At 74.7% G+C, this 14711-nt stretch carries 18 protein-coding genes and 1 tRNA gene; 8 read left to right on the top strand and 11 right to left on the bottom strand.

Translation table 11 applies throughout. The annotated features are described in order from the left end of the window. The first annotated feature begins 235 nt into the window (after positions 1-235). The 3 genes from D1781_RS15165 (at position 236) to D1781_RS15175 (ending at position 2929) form a co-directional block, all read left to right on the top strand. The gene (locus D1781_RS15165) at positions 236-1207 is read left to right on the top strand and encodes a MetQ/NlpA family ABC transporter substrate-binding protein (protein ID WP_119483038.1); all 972 of its coding nucleotides are present in this window, start codon (positions 236-238) and stop codon (positions 1205-1207) included. Positions 1208-1275: 68 nt separating this feature from the next. Continuing rightward, positions 1276-2283 carry a methionine ABC transporter ATP-binding protein gene (locus D1781_RS15170; RefSeq protein WP_119483039.1) on the top strand — a complete coding sequence of 336 codons (1008 nt, stop codon included), beginning with the start codon at positions 1276-1278 and terminating at the stop codon, positions 2281-2283. A gap of 1 nt (position 2284) precedes the next feature. After that, entirely contained in the window at positions 2285-2929 is a 645-nt protein-coding gene (locus tag D1781_RS15175) for a methionine ABC transporter permease (protein WP_119483040.1), read from the top strand. Between the two features lie 24 nt (positions 2930-2953). Here the strand turns inward: D1781_RS15175 and D1781_RS15180 are convergent, their stop codons facing one another. After that, on the bottom strand, positions 2954-3640 hold the full coding sequence (locus D1781_RS15180) for a LysE/ArgO family amino acid transporter (protein ID WP_119483041.1): 687 nt from the start codon (positions 3638-3640) through the stop codon (positions 2954-2956). Between the two features lie 69 nt (positions 3641-3709). Here D1781_RS15180 and D1781_RS15185 point away from each other — a divergent pair, with 69 nt between their 5' ends. Continuing rightward, positions 3710-4621 (top strand): LysR family transcriptional regulator ArgP, encoded by a 912-nt coding sequence (locus D1781_RS15185; RefSeq protein ID WP_119483042.1) that lies wholly within the window; start codon positions 3710-3712, stop codon positions 4619-4621. A gap of 39 nt (positions 4622-4660) precedes the next feature. Then, on the top strand, positions 4661-4903 hold the full coding sequence (locus D1781_RS15190; protein ID WP_119483043.1) for a DUF3263 domain-containing protein: 243 nt from the start codon (positions 4661-4663) through the stop codon (positions 4901-4903). Between the two features lie 57 nt (positions 4904-4960). On the opposite strand, the gene D1781_RS15195 is transcribed toward D1781_RS15190, so the two are convergent. The 3 genes from D1781_RS15195 to D1781_RS15205 all read right to left on the bottom strand — a co-directional run bounded on the left by D1781_RS15195 (position 4961) and on the right by D1781_RS15205 (position 7588). Further along, a complete protein-coding gene (locus tag D1781_RS15195; RefSeq protein ID WP_119483044.1) occupies positions 4961-6241 on the bottom strand; it encodes an MFS transporter in 1281 nt (426 codons plus the stop codon). Positions 6242-6357: 116 nt separating this feature from the next. Further along, positions 6358-7338, bottom strand: a complete 981-nt coding sequence (locus D1781_RS15200; RefSeq protein ID WP_233551448.1) for a helix-turn-helix domain-containing protein — start codon at positions 7336-7338, stop codon at positions 6358-6360. Between the two features lie 177 nt (positions 7339-7515). Then, positions 7516-7588 (bottom strand) — tRNA-Lys (locus tag D1781_RS15205). Between the two features lie 57 nt (positions 7589-7645). On the opposite strand from D1781_RS15205, the gene bcp reads away from it, so the two are divergent. Next, positions 7646-8125 (top strand): thioredoxin-dependent thiol peroxidase, encoded by a 480-nt coding sequence (gene bcp, locus D1781_RS15210; RefSeq protein ID WP_119483046.1) that lies wholly within the window; start codon positions 7646-7648, stop codon positions 8123-8125. Positions 8126-8132: 7 nt separating this feature from the next. Here bcp and D1781_RS15215 read toward each other — a convergent pair whose 3' ends face one another. Beyond that, positions 8133-8534: a hypothetical protein gene (locus D1781_RS15215; RefSeq protein ID WP_147392115.1), complete on the bottom strand. Its 402-nt coding sequence runs from the start codon at positions 8532-8534 to the stop codon at positions 8133-8135. A gap of 251 nt (positions 8535-8785) precedes the next feature. On the opposite strand from D1781_RS15215, the gene D1781_RS15220 reads away from it, so the two are divergent. Then, entirely contained in the window at positions 8786-9034 is a 249-nt protein-coding gene (locus D1781_RS15220; RefSeq protein WP_119483048.1) for a WhiB family transcriptional regulator, read from the top strand. A 105-nt stretch (positions 9035-9139) separates the two neighbouring features. Here the strand turns inward: D1781_RS15220 and D1781_RS15225 are convergent, their stop codons facing one another. From D1781_RS15225 to D1781_RS15245, 5 genes are read right to left on the bottom strand one after another with little or no spacing between them, the layout of a single operon-like run. Next, a complete protein-coding gene (locus D1781_RS15225; RefSeq protein ID WP_119483049.1) occupies positions 9140-10630 on the bottom strand; it encodes a sensor histidine kinase in 1491 nt (496 codons plus the stop codon). A gap of 38 nt (positions 10631-10668) precedes the next feature. Then, the gene (locus tag D1781_RS15230) at positions 10669-10881 is read right to left on the bottom strand and encodes a hypothetical protein (RefSeq protein ID WP_119483050.1); all 213 of its coding nucleotides are present in this window, start codon (positions 10879-10881) and stop codon (positions 10669-10671) included. A gap of 2 nt (positions 10882-10883) precedes the next feature. Further along, on the bottom strand, positions 10884-11762 hold the full coding sequence (locus D1781_RS15235; RefSeq protein WP_119483051.1) for an aminodeoxychorismate lyase: 879 nt from the start codon (positions 11760-11762) through the stop codon (positions 10884-10886). Between the two features lie 13 nt (positions 11763-11775). Beyond that, positions 11776-13029 carry a nucleotide-binding protein gene (locus tag D1781_RS15240; protein WP_119483052.1) on the bottom strand — a complete coding sequence of 418 codons (1254 nt, stop codon included), beginning with the start codon at positions 13027-13029 and terminating at the stop codon, positions 11776-11778. Further along, entirely contained in the window at positions 13026-13658 is a 633-nt protein-coding gene (locus tag D1781_RS15245; protein WP_119483053.1) for a hypothetical protein, read from the bottom strand. Before D1781_RS15245 ends, D1781_RS15240 begins: the two co-directional genes overlap by 4 nt. Positions 13659-13781: 123 nt before the next feature. Between D1781_RS15245 and D1781_RS15250 the strand changes: the two genes are divergently transcribed. Then, the gene (locus tag D1781_RS15250) at positions 13782-14057 is read left to right on the top strand and encodes a helix-turn-helix domain-containing protein (RefSeq protein ID WP_119483054.1); all 276 of its coding nucleotides are present in this window, start codon (positions 13782-13784) and stop codon (positions 14055-14057) included. A 15-nt stretch (positions 14058-14072) separates the two neighbouring features. On the opposite strand, the gene D1781_RS15255 is transcribed toward D1781_RS15250, so the two are convergent. Then, the gene (locus D1781_RS15255; RefSeq protein ID WP_119483055.1) at positions 14073-14642 is read right to left on the bottom strand and encodes a hypothetical protein; all 570 of its coding nucleotides are present in this window, start codon (positions 14640-14642) and stop codon (positions 14073-14075) included. Positions 14643-14711 lie beyond the last annotated feature (69 nt).

Genomic DNA, 14711 nt, shown 5'->3' on the forward strand with positions numbered 1-14711 from the left:
GACGACCGGCGCGGAGGCGGAGCGCCCGGCCGCGGCTGCACGCATCGACGAGCCCCACTCCGGGGGCGTCGGACGGTACCGCTCCTCGTCCGGACGCGCATCCCGACGCGTCACGCGGCGTCGCGCCGGGTCATGTTCCGCAACGCGATTCGACGGGTCCCTGGGCCTCCCGCACCCTCGTCAGGGACGCCGGCGAGATCCGCCCGGCTCGCGCACCGGAAGCAGAGGCCGCAGCATGACCACCGCCCCCGACCCCGACGCCCCGCGGCTGCCCGAGCGGCAGCGCCGCCGGGGCCCGATCATCACCACGATCGTCGTCGCCGCCGTCGTCGTCATCGCCGTCGTCGTGACGCTCGTGCTCGTGAACCGTCCGAACGGCGGGAGCGGCGCGGCCGCCGCCGGGGACGACCGGCCCGCGCGCACGGTCACGATCGGCATCGCGGACATCTCGCAGCCGTACTGGAAGACGTTCGCCTCGCTCGCGAAGCAGCGGCTGAACGTGACGGTGAAGTACGTGAACTTCACCGACTACAGCCAGCCGAACCCGGCGCTGAAGCAGCAGCAGCTCGACCTCAACGAGTTCCAGCACCTGCAGTACCTCGCGAACTACAACATCACGAGCGGCGACGACCTGCAGCCGATCGGCGCCACCGCGATCTACCCGCTCCCGCTCTACTCGGCGAAGTACGACGCCGCGTCGAAGCTGCCCGCGAAGGCGAAGGTCGCGATCCCGAACGACGCCGTGAACGAGGCGCGCGGCCTGCTCGTGCTGCAGAGCGCCGGCCTGCTGACGCTGAAGGGCGGCGGCACCGCGTTCTCGACCACGAAGGACATCGCGACCGCGAAGATCGAGGTCCAGCCCATCGACGCGTCGCAGACCGCGACCGCACTGAAGAACGGGTCCGTCGCCGCGGCGATCGTGAACAAGAACTACGCCGTCGACGCCGGCCTGCCGAAGAGCCAGGTGATCGCGAGGGACGACCCGTCGTCGGCCGCCGCCGAGCCCTACGTGAACGCGTTCGTGGCCCGCAAGGCCGACGCCGACGACCCCGTGCTCATCAAGCTGGCGGCGCTGTACCACACCGCCTCCGTGACGGACGAGGTGCAGCGGGAGAACGGCGGCGACGCGGTGTTCGAGACCTGGGGCCCGGAGAAGCTGCAGCAGATCCTGGCGAAGGTGCAGGCCGACGCGAAGGCCGCGCAGTAGTCGATCCCCCATCGGGTCCCGGTGGCCCGCCCGGCGACGGGCGGGCCACCGGCACGGAAGGAGCACGCGTGACCGCCTCGGTCCGCCTCGAATCGGTGTCGAAGGCCTACGGCGCCGTCCGCGCCGTCGACGACGTCTCCCTGACGGTCGAGCGCGGCTCGATCGTCGGGGTCATCGGCTACTCCGGCGCCGGCAAGAGCACCCTCGTCCGGCTCATCAACGGGTTGGAGCGCCCGACCTCCGGCCGGGTCTTCGTCGGCGACGACGAGATCACCGCGCTGAGCGAGCGCCGGCTGCGCCCGGTCCGGCGCGGGATCGGCATGATCTTCCAGCAGTTCAACCTGTTCCGCTCGCGCACCGTCGCCGGGAACGTCGGCTACCCGCTGCGCGTCGCCGGGGTGCCGAAGGCGGAGCGCGACGCGAGGATCGCGCGGCTGCTCGAGTTCGTCGGGCTGCTCGAGAAGGCGCACGCGTACCCGGAGCAGCTCTCCGGCGGGCAGAAGCAGCGCGTCGGCATCGCCCGCGCGCTCGCGACGGACCCGCACCTGCTGCTGGCCGACGAGGCGACGAGCGCCCTCGACCCGGAGACGACCGCGGACGTGCTCGCGCTCCTACAGCGCGTCAACCGCGAGCTCGGGATCACGATCGTGCTCATCACGCACGAGATGGAGGCGGTCCGCGCCATCGCCGACCGCGTCGTCGTGATGGACGGCGGTCGCGTCGTCGAGCAGGGCGCGCTCTACGACGTCTTCGCCTCCCCCTCCTCCCCCGCCGCGACGCGGTTCGTCCGCGGCGCGCTGCACGACCGGCCGTCCCCCGCGGTGCTGCAGCGGATCCGCGCGGCGCACGACGGCCGCATCGTCACCGTGGCGGTGACCGACCGGCCGGGTCTCGTCGGCGCGATCGCGACCGCGCTGTCCGGCGTGGCGGCGGAGCTCGTGCACGGCGGCATCGGCGACCTCGGCGGCCGGTCCGCCGGCGCGCTCACCTACGCGCTCTCCGGGTCCGACGCCGAGGTGGAGGCGGCGTTCGCCGCGCTCGCCGCCGCCGACCTGCGCTTCCAGGAGGAGGACTGAGATGGACTGGGAGAGCTACCTCACCGCGATCGGCCAGACGCTCTACATCGTCGCGATCTCGATCGTCGTCTCGGGCGTGCTCGGGCTCGTGCTCGGCGTCGCGCTCGCGGTGACCCGCCGCGGCGGGCTGCTGTCGAGCCCCGCGGTCTACACGGTCCTGAACGTGGTCGTGAACATCGTGCGGCCGATCCCGTTTATCATCTTCGTCACCGCGGTCTCGCCGCTGACGATCGCGGTACTCGGCACCTACATCGGGCCGACCGCCGCGACCTTCGCCCTCTCGCTCTCCGCCGCCTTCGCCGTCTCGCGGATCGTCGAGCAGAACCTCGTCGCGGTCGAGCCCGGCGTGCTGGAGGCGGCGCGCGCCGTCGGAGCGTCGCCGGTCCGGATCATCCTCACGGTGCTGATCCCCGAGGGGCTCGGCCCGCTGATCCTCGGCTACACGTTCCTCTTCGTCGGCATCGTCGACATGTCCGCGCAGGTCGGGCTGATCGGCGGCGGCGGCCTCGGCGACTACGCGATCACGTACGGCGTGCAGCGGTCGAACTACGAGGTCGTCTACATCACGATGATCACGATCGTCGTGCTCGTGCAGCTCGGCCAGTTCGCCGGCAACCGGCTCGCCCGGGTCGCCCTCCGCCGCTGACCGCTCCGGTCCCGGCGACCGCGCTCAGGCGCCGAGCAGCAGCCCGAGGCCGAAGCCGATCATGACGACCGCGATCACCGCGTCGAGGACGCGCCAGGCGCCCGGCCGGGCGAGCACGGGCGCGAGGCGGCGGCCGCCGAACCCGATCGCCGAAAACCAGAGGCAGCTGGCGGCGACCGCCCCGAGCGCCCACCACCAGCGCAGCCCGTCCGGCTGCTGGTTCGCGACGGCGCCGAGGAAGACGAGCGTGTCGAGGTACACGTGCGGGTTCGCCCAGGTGAACACCGCCATGGCGAGCAGCGCGCGGGCGGATGCCGCGGTGCGCGGCGGCGCCTGCTCGAGCACGACCGTGCCGCCGCCGCCGAGCGGGCCGGGTGCGGGGCGCTCGTCCGGAGCCGCCGCGAGGCCGACCCGGGCGGGCCGGATCGCGCGTCGAGCCGCGACGACGCCGTACACGAGCAGGAACGCGGCGCCCACGAGCCGGGCGACGACGAGCGCCGCGGGCACGTGCTGCACGATCGCCCCGACGCCGACCACGCCCGCCACGATGAGCAGCGTGTCCGAGCCCGCGCAGACGACGACCGCCGCGACGGTCGTGCGGCGCGGCGCGGTGGCGCTGAGGCGCAGCAGGTAGGCGTTCTGCGCGCCGATCGCGACGATCAGGCCGAGCCCGGTGCCGAGCCCGGCGAGAACGGCGAGGAGGACGAGCACGGTCCGACGCTAGATACCGGCTGCGATGCAGTCCAGTTCAGGTTCCTTTGCCTCCATAAGATCAGCTTCATGCCGCGCTTCTCCTCCAACCACCTCGAGACCCTTCTGACGGCGGTCGACACCGGCTCCTTCGAGGCGGCGGCGCGGGCGCTCTCCATCACCCCGTCCGCCGTGTCGCAGCGGATCCGGGCGATGGAGGCGCTCGCCGGCCAGGTGCTGCTCCAGCGGGCCGCCCCGATCCGGCCGACCACCGCCGGCGAGACCGTGCTGCGGCTCGCGCGTCAGGTCCGGCTCCTCGACGAGGAGGCGAGCCGGGCGCTCGACGGCAGCGGCGCCGCCGTGCCGAGCCTGCCGATCGCCGCGAACGCCGACTCCCTCGCCACCTGGTTCCTCGACGCGCTGGTCGAGGTCCGTCGCGAGGCGGACGTGGTGTTCGACCTCCACCGCGAGGACCAGGCCAGGACGGCGGCGCTGCTGCGCGACGGCACCGTGCTGGCGGCGGTGACCGCCGAGCGCCGCCCGGTCCAGGGCTGCGTCGCGGTGCCGCTCGGGATCGACCGCTACCGGGCTGTCGCCTCGCCCGCCTTCGTCGATCGGCACCTGCCGGGCGCGACGAGCGGCCGCGACGTGCTCGCCCGGCTCGACGCCGTGCCGCTGGTCGACTTCGACCGCGACGACGACCTGCAGCAGGGGTTCCTCCGCCGCGTCGTCGGGCACGCGCCGCGGTCGCCCCGGCACTTCGTGCCGTCGTCCGCCGACTTCGCCCGGGCCGTCGAGCTCGGCCTCGGCTGGGGCCTGCTGCCGGAGTCGCAGGCGCTCGAACCCCTCGCGGCGGGCCGCCTGGTCGAGCTCGCCCCCGGGCGCGTCGCCGACGTCGTGCTGTGGTGGCAGCACTGGAACCTGCGTTCGACACTCCTCGACGCGGTGACCGCGGCGGTCCGGCGTGTCGCGGCGGAGCACCTGCGGCCGTCGCCCGTCTGATCGCGGAACGATGTCGGTGGGGTCGAACACACTTACCACATGCTCACCCACGCAGACATCCGGCTGCTCGAGTTCGAGGACACCCACCCTCGCCGCACCGGCCTCAAGAACGACGCGATCATCCACCGGCTCGGCATGAGCCCGGCCCGCTACTACCAGCGCCTCGACCAGCTGGCGCGGCAGCAGGCGGTGATGGACCGCTACCCCCGTCTCGCCGACCGCATCGGCCGGGTCGCGAAGCGACGGCAGGAGGAGCGGGCGCAGCTCCGCCGCTGGCTCTGACCCGATCCGCGCGCGCTGCACGACGCGCCGTCAGGGCGTGCCGTCGGCGACGTGCGCTCAGCGGGCCGCCTGGATCGGCGCCGGCCGGTCGACGCCTGCCGGCAGCACGCGGCCGAGCACCGCCGCCCCGGCGAGCGCGAGGAGCATGCCGACGGCCACCACCGGCGCCCACGCCCACGGCACGCCGCTGCCGAGCAGGACCCCCGCGACCGGCGGCCCTATGAAGCCCGCGACGGAGACGACGGTCGACCCGAGCGCGTTGTAGCGCGCCCGCAGCGCGTCCGTCGCGAGCTCGTTCGGCAGACCGCCCGCGACGGGCGAGAACAGCGTCTCGCCGAGCCCGAACACGCCGAGCGACACGACCAGCCCCGCCGCCGCGGCCGCCCCGTGCAGCGCGGGCAGCGCTGCGGCGGCGGAGACCGCCCACGCGACGGACCACAGCGCGCCGGCGAGGAGCAGCAGGCGGGAGCGCCGCCAGCCCGCGGTGAGCCGGACCACGAGCAGCTGGCTCACGACGATGACCGCCGTGTTCACCGCGAACCCGATCCCGACGACGCCGGGGTCGACGCCCACCACCAGCGTGGCGAAGGCCGCCCACGGGCCGTCGAGCTGGGCGTACCCGAAGAGCGAGAAGAGGAACGCGCACGCGAGGAAGCCGACGAACGGCCGGTTCGTCAGCACCGCCCGGTAGCCGCCCGGGCCGGAGCGCTCCGCGCCGTCCTCCTTCGGGACCGGCGCGAACCCCGGGCTGCGACGAAGGCCGAGCAGGACGATGGCCGCGTAGGCCGCGGTCGTCGCCGCGTTCACCAGGTAGATCACCTGGAAGGTGACGGGGCGGTCGACGGACACCACCGCGCCCGACACGAGCCCTCCGATGCCGATGCCCGCGTTCAGGATGCCGAAGCGCAGCGCGTACGCCCTCGGCCGCTGCTCGGCGGGGAGCTGCGCCGCGACCATGCCGTTGAGGGCCGGGAAGACCACGGTGTTGCCGACGGCGGACAGGGCGACCGCGAGGAAGGCCTCGGCCGTGCCGGCCTGCGGCGCGAGCAGCGCGGCGCCGGCCGCCTGCACGACCATGCCGCCGACGGCGAGCCGGCCGAGGCCCACCCGGTCGCCGAGCGCACCGGCGACCGGGGCCGCGGCGAACGCGAGCACCGCGCCGACGGCCGACGCGGCGCCGGCGAGCGGCAGCGGCAGCCCGCGGACGCCGTGGAGGTAGACGAACAGGAACGGCAGCGTCAGACCGGTGCCCAGGGTCGAGACGAAGGTCCCGACGAGCGTGAGCCGCCACGCCCGGCGGCCGGCGGCGAGCCGTTCGTCGCTCCAGCCGTCGCTCACCGCAGCACCGTAGTCGGCGGCCGCGACAGCGCCGGACGGCGCCCCGCCAGGACCGGGCCGTCAGCACGGGTCCGTCGGCGCAGCCCCGTCGGCGCAGCCCTGTCAGCGCAGCCCCGTCAGCGCAGGGGCGCCGGCGGACGCCCGAGGTCCACGAGCGCCGCGTACTCCCCGATCGTGACGCCGTAGCGGGCCTTGAAGGCGCGGGTGAGCTGGTCGCGGCTGCCGAACCCGCTCCGCTCCGCGAGCGCGCCGATCCTCGGCAGCCGGCCGTCGTTCCGCAGCCGTTCGCCGATGAGGTCGAGGCGCCGCTCCCGGATGTGCCGGGCGAGCGAGCTGCCGTCGACGTTGAAGACCTGGTGCACCCAGCGCAGGCTCACGCCGAACTCGGCGGCGATCGACTGCGGCCCGAGGTCGGGGTCGTCGAGCCGGCGCTCGATGTGGTCGAGGATGCGGGCGCGCAGGTCGTGCTCCACGCCCTCCGGCACGGAGTCCTCGACCACCGCGACCGCCACGGCGCGCAGCGCCCGTGCCGCGGGGCACTCCGGGCCGCCGGCCTCCGGGTCGAGCACCTGGCCGGCGAGCGCGAGCAGACCGGCCGTGATGCGGGTGGCGGGGAGCTCCCCGATCGACGCCCCGACCGCGGCTCGGGCCTCCGGCCCCAGGTGCACCGGCTGCAGCGCGACGAGGACGGTGCTCGTGCGGACCGGGACGCCGAACCGCAGCGGGTCCGTCGTGCTGAGCAGGTGGACCGACCCGGCTCCCCCGTCGACGCCCCTGCCGTTCGTCCAGTAGCGCACGCGCCCCTCGGTGACGAGCACCAGGTGCACGGACGCCGGGTCCCGGGACGCGGGCCGTGCGCCCGACACCGGCGTCGTCGACCAGGCGCCCACCCGCGCGCCGTCGAGGGCGACGGCGCTCCACGACGCGTCGAACCCGGCCGGGTCGGGCACGGCGACGCGGACCCGCTCCTGCAGCCGGCGCAGGCCGCCGGCTCCGCGCCAGGACTCGACGGCGACGCCGGGCCGCTCGGTCCCGCGGCGCACCCGGTCGGCGGCCGGGCGCTCGTCGTCGAACGCGGAGCCGGGCGGCAGGGTCATGACCACCGGGCCGCCCTCGGCGACTCGGAAGACGAGGCTCCGATCACCGGACCAGCATCATCGCCGAGGTGGGTCTTGTCTGCCCTTGGAAGTCGGGGTCGACCCTGCGATCACGTCCGCAGGAACGTCGAAGGGCCGGTCCGTCCGGACCGGCCCTTCGACGTGCAGTCTGCGCGGTACACCCCCCGGGACTTGAACCCGGAACCCACTGATTAAGAGTCAGTTGCTCTGCCAATTGAGCTAGAGGTGCGCACGGCCGCTCAGCGGCCGAGCAGCAAGATTAGCAGAAACGAGAGGACCCTCCTTCATGACGGACACGACGCTCCGGCTCGCCGCCGGCGACCAGGCCCCCGACTTCACGCTGCCCGACTCGACGGGCGCCTCGACCGCCCTCGCGGACTACCGCGGCCGGAAGGTGGTCGTGTACTTCTACCCGGCGGCCATGACCCCCGGGTGCACGACCGAGGCGTGCGACTTCCGCGACAACCTGAACTCGCTGTCCTCGGCCGGGTACCAGGTCATCGGGATCTCGAAGGACCAGCCGGCGGAGAACGCCAGGTTCGCGGAGCAGGAGTCGCTGAACTTCCCGCTCCTGTCCGACCCGACGCTCGAGGTCCACCGCGCGTACGGCGCCTACGGCGAGAAGTCGCTCTACGGCAAGAAGGTCGAGGGCACGATCCGCTCCACCTTCGTGCTCGACGAGCAGGGCCGCGTCAGCCTGCCGCTCTACAACGTGAAGGCGACGGGCCACGTCGCGAGCCTGCGCAAGAAGCTCGGCGTCGACTGAGCCGCGGTCAGGAGGCGCCGGTGCTCCGCGCCGTCGCCTCCCGGACCGGCCGCGTGAACAGGAGCACGAGCACGACGACCGCGGGGACGACCGCGGCCGCGGCGAAGAGCTGTCCGCCCTGCCCCTGCAGCGCGTAGATGCCCACGAACGCCTGCACGACCTGCCAGACGACCCCCGGGGTGCGCGACCAGGGCCGCGCGCGGAAGGTGCCGACCGCGACGAGCGCGAGCAGCGCCGCCGCGACGGCGAAGGTGCCCGCGACGCCCCAGGTCGTCGCCGGGTACTGCCCGCTCGCGCCGACGACGGCGTTCACGGCGAAGCCGAGGACCGCGATCGCCTCCAGCGCTTCGACGACGGCGACCACCACCAGACCGGCGGGACGGCGTACAGGGTCCGTGGAGGCGCTCACAGGTACATCCAACCGCGACACCCTTGATCCGGCTTCGGTGCTGTGTCACCATGTTTCCGGTTCGTTTCGATGCCCCCGAAGTCGTGGGCATACGGTGACACGAACAAGAGGGACGGGCGACCGCCCCTCTTCGGCTGTCCGGGGCTGTGACCGCCCCGAGCCCCGTCACCCGGAGAACATCGAGCGGACGCTGACTGCCCGGCGCCGCCTGCTGCCGCCGGGACGACTGAACGAATGAAGGAGCGCCCCGGATGGATTGGCGTGACCGAGCGGCCTGCCTGACCGCGGACCCCGAGCTGTTCTTCCCCGTCGGCAACACCGGGCCGGCGGTGGATCAGATCGAGCGCGCGAAGTCCGTCTGCGGCCGCTGCACGGTCACCGAGTCCTGCCTCCAGTACGCGCTCGAGACCTCGCAGGACTCGGGCGTCTGGGGCGGTCTCTCCGAGGACGAGCGCCGCGCCCTCAAGCGCCGCGCCGCCCGCGCCCGCCGCTCCGCCTGACCTCGAGCATCCTCCAGGCCGTCGTCGTCCATCGGACGACGGCGGCCTGAACCGTTGCCGGCCGGCCGGCGATCACTTCGTGAACCGGTCGCACCGCGATGCGGGTCACTCGGTGAAGTTGAACGGCACCGCGATCGTCACCTCGGTGCCGCGGCCGGACATGGTGTGCCAGTCGATCAGGCCGCCGAGCTCGCCCTCGATGAGGGTGCGCACGATCTGCGTGCCGAGCCCCGTGCCGACCTTGCCCTCCGGCAGGCCCACGCCGTTGTCGCGGACGGAGACCGTGAGGCCCTCGTCCGCGCGGTGGGCGGTGATCACGACGTTCCCCTCGCGGCCCGCGAGCCCGTGCTCGACCGCGTTCGTGACGAGCTCCGTGAGCGCGAGCGCGAGCGGCGTCGCGTAGTCGCTCGGCAGCACGCCGAACGCACCGCGCTTGATGGGGTGCACCCGCGTGTGGTGGGTCGACGCGACCTCCGCGATGAGCATCAGCACCCGGTCGAAGACCTCGTCGAAGTCGACGCTCTGCGCGAGGCCCTGGCTCAGGGTGTCGTGCACCACCGCGATCGCCGACACGCGCCGGGTCGCCTGCGACAGCGACTCGCGCGCCTCCTCCGAGTTCGAGCGGCGCGCCTGGATCCGCAGCAGCGAGGCGACGGTCTGCAGGTTGTTCTTCACCCGGTGGTGGATCTCGCGGATCGTCGCGTCCTTGGTGATGAGCTCCTGCTCCTGGTGGCGCAGCTCGGTCACCTCGCGGCAGAGGACGATCGCGCCGACACGCTCCTCGTCGTGCCGGACCGGGATCGCGCGGATGGAGAGGGTCGAGCCGCGCGCCTCCACCTCGGTGCGCCACGGCGCCTTGCCGGTCACGACGACGGGCAGCATCTCGTCGACGCCGAAGCGCTCGGGCAGCAGCTCGGTGACGACCTGGGCGAGGTTCTGCCCCTCCAGCTCGCCGGAGAAGCCGATGCGGTTGAAGGCGGAGAGCGCGTTGGGGCTCGCGAAGAGCACCGTGCCGTCGACGTCGAGCCGGATCAGGCCGTCGGAGGCGCGCGGGGCGCCGCGGCGCGGCGCGGTCGGCGCGGTGAGCGTCGGGAAGTCGCCGGTCGCGATCATGCGGAACAGATCGTTGGCGCAGTCGTTGAACGTGAGCTCCTGGCGGCTCGGCATCCGCGCCTCGGAGAGGTTCGTGTGGCGGGTCAGGACGGCGATCGGGCCGATCGTCTGCTGCGGGCCCGCGGAGGGCGAGGTGCGGCGCAGCACCGGGACGGCGCGCACGCGGGTCGGCGTCTCCTCGAACCAGTCCGGCGCCGACGAGTCGAGGATCGCGCCGCGCTCGAAGGCGTCGGTGACGAGCCGCTTCCAGTCGGGCTTGATGACCTGCCCGACGAAGTCGCGGTAGAAGAGCGTGGCGGCGGAGGACGGCCGCGCGTGCGCGACGGCGACGAACTCGCCGTCGATCGACGGGGTCCAGAGCACGATGTCGGCGAAGGCGAGGTCGGCGAGCAGCTGCAGGTCGCCGAGCAGCGCGTGCAACCAGTTGAGGTCGTCCTCGCTGGACCGGCTGTGCGCGCTGACGAGCTCGCTCATGGTCGGCATCCCCGGATTCTACGGACGTCCCGGCGCCCGCCCGGACGTCAGTGGCGCGGCAGCGAGTAGACGCCGTCCGCGTCGGCGACCGCGCCCGTCGCGACGAGCCGCGCGACGACGTCGCCGAACGGGTCGGGCTCGCCCATCGACGGCAGCGCCCGCCGGTCGAGGTCCTCGGGCGGCAGCGCCGCCCGCAGCTGCGCGAGCGTCGCCGGACCGGCGGCGAGCCGGTCGAGGATCCGTCGTTCCGCCTCGTCCACGGTCAGTCGCGCCGAGCGAGCAGGTGCGCGTTCAGCTCGGCCGTGAAGCCGGCGTCGATCGGCCGGTCGACGCCGTCGACGGACCGGATCGGCGCGGCGTTGCGCACGCTCGACAGCAGCCAGAGCGCGTCGGCGGTGTCGAGCGCGTCGCGCGTCAGCAGCTCGTAGGAGGTGGTCATCCCACGGCTGCGGGCGAAGCGGAACGCCTCCGCCTGCGTGGTGCCGGCGAGGATGCCGAGGCTCGTGGAGGGGGTGAGCAGCCGGTCGCCGCGCTTGACGAGCAGGTTCGACGTCGGACCCTCGAGCAGGTATCCGTCCGCGCTGATGAAGAGGGCGTCGTCGGCGCCGCGGCGCTTCGCCTCGCGCGACGCGGCCATGTTGACCGCGTACGAGAGGGTCTTCGCGCCCTGGAGCAGCCAGGGCAGCTCCGCGACGCGGTCGTGCTGCAGCCCGCGGTCGAGCACCACCGCACGGACGCCCTCCGTCCGCGCCGCCGTGTGGTCGGGCGAGGGCGAGCCGAGCACCCAGCCGGTGGGCTGCCCGGTGCCCTCGACGCCGCGCGTGTAGACGAGCTTCACGAACGCCTCGCGGTGCTCGGCGAGCCGCTCCGCGACGGCGATCGTGGCGGCGCGCCAGGCGGCCTCGTCGGGCTCGGGCAGATCGAGCATCGCCGCCGACCGGGCGAGGCGGGCGAGGTGCGCGTCCACCGCCTGGGCGCGTCCGCCGCCGACGCTCATCGTCTCGAAGACGCCGTCGCCGCGCGTGGCGCCGAGGTCGAGCACGGTCAGCAGGGGCGCGTCGGGGTCGGCGAAGCGGAACGGCTCGGCGGCCGCTCCCCCGGCGGCGGGAGCGGTCAGGACGGCGAGGATCCGGTCGGGCACGGACCCATTCTGCTCAGAAGGGCGCGGGGCGGAGCCTGCGCAGCACCGCGGGTGCCCGCCGCGGGGGCCGGGCCGGCCGGTCGAGGAGGTGGTCGGCGGCGAACCGGCGGAGGGCGGCGGTCGCGGCGGACCGGGGCGCGGCGTCGCCGAGGGTCCTGGCGGTGAGCAGGGCGGCGTCGCAGGCGACGGGGTCGGAGGGCACGAGCACGACGTCCTCGATCCCGCCGAACCGCTGCAGGCTCGCCCGGATCTGCGCGCCCGCGCCGAGCCCGACCGCGCTCTGCCGCACCTTCGTCACCACGGCGCGGACGCGGTGGGGGTCGACGAGCTCGACGAGGTCGCCGAACGCCCGCACGTAGCGCGCGAGCCCGATCGGGTCGCCCGCTCCGATCGCCACGACGGTGTCGGCGGCGCGGAGCGCGGCGATCGTCGCGGCGTTGCGGCGCGGGGCGAAGAGGTCGCTCACGATCTCCTCGTCCGCCTCGAGGTTGAAGCCCGTGTCGACGATCGTGTGGTCGGCCCACGTCCGGCACTGGTCGAGCACCTTCGTGATGCGATCCGCCGACAGCTCCGGCCAGCGGGCCGGGCGCCCGATCCCGGTGAGCACCCGCAGCTCGCCGCGTGCGCACCGGTACCGCTGCGCGACGCGGTCGAGCTCCTCGCCGGTCAGCGCGCCCGCGGCCGCGAGCCGGCACGCGGCCGCGAGGCCGGGCGCCTCGTCGAGCAGCCCGAGCGACGGCGCGACGGCAGCCCCGATCGTGTCGGCGTCGACGAGCGCGACCCGGAGGCCCGCCGCGGCCAGCTCGCCCGCGAGGGCGATGGCCGTCGTCGTGCGGCCCGGCGCACCGGCCGGTCCCCAGACGGCGGTGACCCGCCCGGGTCGGGGCGCCGTCGGCGCCGGCGTCGTCACCGGCTCCATCGCGGGGCCCGCGGCGATCCGCAGCGCGACGTCCTCGGCGGAGGCCGAGGCGTCCATCGGCTGCCGCACCCCGAGCGCGGCGGCGTGACGACGCCCCTCCTCCCCCTCCGCGAGCACCACGACGGCCGCGCCGGCCTGCGCCGCCGCGAGCAGCAGCGGCGAGTCGAGGTGCTGCGGCCCGGCGCTGGCCAGGAGGACGCCGGGGCGGAGGCGGTCAAGCGCCTCCGCGGCCTCGCCCGCGCCCGGCGGCCGGGCGACGACCAGCAGGCCCGCGACGCCGAGCTCCGGCAGCAGCCGGTCCTCGACGTGCGGCGCGAGGGAGAGGACCACGGTCACGGGCTCGGTCACGGTCGTCCTCCGCCGATCTCGACGGCGGACAGGCGTGCGCCGCCCGCCTGCGCGGCGAGGACCGCGGCGACCTCGTCCCGCGGGACCTGCAGCTCGACCGAGTCGTCCGACGCGCCCGCGATCAGGCCCTGCGGGGCGGACACCCGCGTGACGACGGCGTCGCCGACGAGGACGACCGGTGCGGCGTACCGGTTCTCGTTCGGGTCGGTCCTCGCCGCGGACCAGAGGTCGACCGTCGAGCCGACCGCGACCCCGGCCGCGAGCGGCGACGCCAGGTCGACCACGACGGTGGCCGACGAGACGGCCGTCGTCGTGCCGACCGCCGAGCGGGGGACGATCTCCCCCGCCGCGATCGGCCGGGTCGCGACGAGCCCGTCCGCCGGCAGGGCGCCGGACAGGTAGAGGCCCGCGGCGTCGCCGAGGCGCACGGTCGCGGGAGCGAGTCGCGAGGCGGTGACGCGGTCGCCGGCGACGATCGCCGAGCCGGCCCGGTAGACGACGACCGTCCGGGTCAGGGCGGCGACGAGGGCGGTCGTGCCGAGCGCGGACGCCGCGATCAGGACGACGCCGATGAGGATGCGGGGGTCCAGCAGCCGGCGGCGCCGGCCGGCGAGCGGAAGGGCGACCATGCGGGCTCCTCGACGGGTGGGGACGCGCCATGCTGACGCCTCCGCGACCGCGCCGTCGGGAGTTATCCACAGTTCGAGGACGCCCCGGTCCGGCGGTCGGGGCCGCTGCCATGCTTGCCGACCATGACCGCAGCCGACCCCGCCGACCTCGTCGGGCGCTTCCTCACCGTCGCCGAGACGGCGGAGGTGCTGCGGGTGTCGGCGACCCAGGCGTACGCGCTGGTCCGGTCCGGCGAGCTGCCCGCCATCCGCATCGGCGCGGCCCGGCACTGGCGCGTCGAGCGGACGGAGCTGGAGGCGTTCATCCAGGCGCGGTACGAGGAGGAGCGCCGCCTCGCGCACTGGAACCAGACCGAGTTCGCGATCCTGCCCGAGCTGCGGCAGGGTCCCCTGCTCTGACCCGGGGCGGGCCGCTCAGTCGACGCGGACGAGCAGGAGCCCGGCGAGGGCCAGCACCTCGATCCGCGCGACCGAGGAGGCGCGGCGCCAGCCGTCCGCGGGGTGCACGGCGAGGTCGAGGTGGTCGCGCCCCACCCGGTCGATCGTCCCCGTGACGGTGCCGCCCGCGACCGTCAGCTGCACGGGCCGTCGACGGCGCGCGAGGTCGCGGAGCACGAACGCGAGCCCGATGCGATCGGTCACGGCGCCGACCGCGACCGGCTCCAGGCTGCGCTGCAGCTGGGCGGGGGTCGGGAGCAGCGCGGCGACGGCCGCGAGCGGCAGCACGGCCTGGGCGCCCGTGCCGACGAGGTCGCCCGAGACCCAGTCGCGGCCGACGGTGCGCGGCATGAGGTCGATGATCGACCGGTCGACCAGCCGGACCGCGAGCGGGCCGCCCTCCGCCCCGATGGCGGCGACGCGGTCGCGCAGCGCCGCCCTCCCGACGCGGAGGCGCTCCTCCTCGAGCTCCGCCTCCCGCTCCTCGGCGCCCAGCCCGTGCTCGAGCTGCCCCTCGAGGTCGGCGAACAGCTCGTCCCAGCGCACCGGCGCACGCTACCGACCGGCCCGCCGACCGGGGCCACTTGTCCACAGCCCTTCCGTTCTGAAGGAGTT

Source organism: Amnibacterium setariae (assembly GCF_003581425.1).
In the GTDB taxonomy this organism is placed as follows: Bacteria; Actinomycetota; Actinomycetes; order Actinomycetales; family Microbacteriaceae; genus Amnibacterium; species Amnibacterium setariae.

Excerpts from the sequence above, each read along its gene's own strand:
- D1781_RS15165 (WP_119483038.1), top strand. The coding sequence starts at position 236 with ATGACCACCGCCCCCGACCCCGACGCCCCGCGGCTGCCCGAGCGGCAG.
- D1781_RS15175 (WP_119483040.1), top strand. The coding sequence starts at position 2,285 with ATGGACTGGGAGAGCTACCTCACCGCGATCGGCCAGACGCTCTACATC.
- D1781_RS15185 (WP_119483042.1), top strand. The coding sequence starts at position 3,710 with ATGCCGCGCTTCTCCTCCAACCACCTCGAGACCCTTCTGACGGCGGTC.
- D1781_RS15190 (WP_119483043.1), top strand. The coding sequence starts at position 4,661 with ATGCTCACCCACGCAGACATCCGGCTGCTCGAGTTCGAGGACACCCAC.
- D1781_RS15200 (WP_233551448.1), bottom strand. The coding sequence starts at position 7,338 with ATGACCCTGCCGCCCGGCTCCGCGTTCGACGACGAGCGCCCGGCCGCC.
- bcp (WP_119483046.1), top strand. The coding sequence starts at position 7,646 with ATGACGGACACGACGCTCCGGCTCGCCGCCGGCGACCAGGCCCCCGAC.
- D1781_RS15220 (WP_119483048.1), top strand. The coding sequence starts at position 8,786 with ATGGATTGGCGTGACCGAGCGGCCTGCCTGACCGCGGACCCCGAGCTG.
- D1781_RS15225 (WP_119483049.1), bottom strand. The coding sequence starts at position 10,630 with ATGCCGACCATGAGCGAGCTCGTCAGCGCGCACAGCCGGTCCAGCGAG.
- D1781_RS15245 (WP_119483053.1), bottom strand. The coding sequence starts at position 13,658 with ATGGTCGCCCTTCCGCTCGCCGGCCGGCGCCGCCGGCTGCTGGACCCC.
- D1781_RS15250 (WP_119483054.1), top strand. The coding sequence starts at position 13,782 with ATGACCGCAGCCGACCCCGCCGACCTCGTCGGGCGCTTCCTCACCGTC.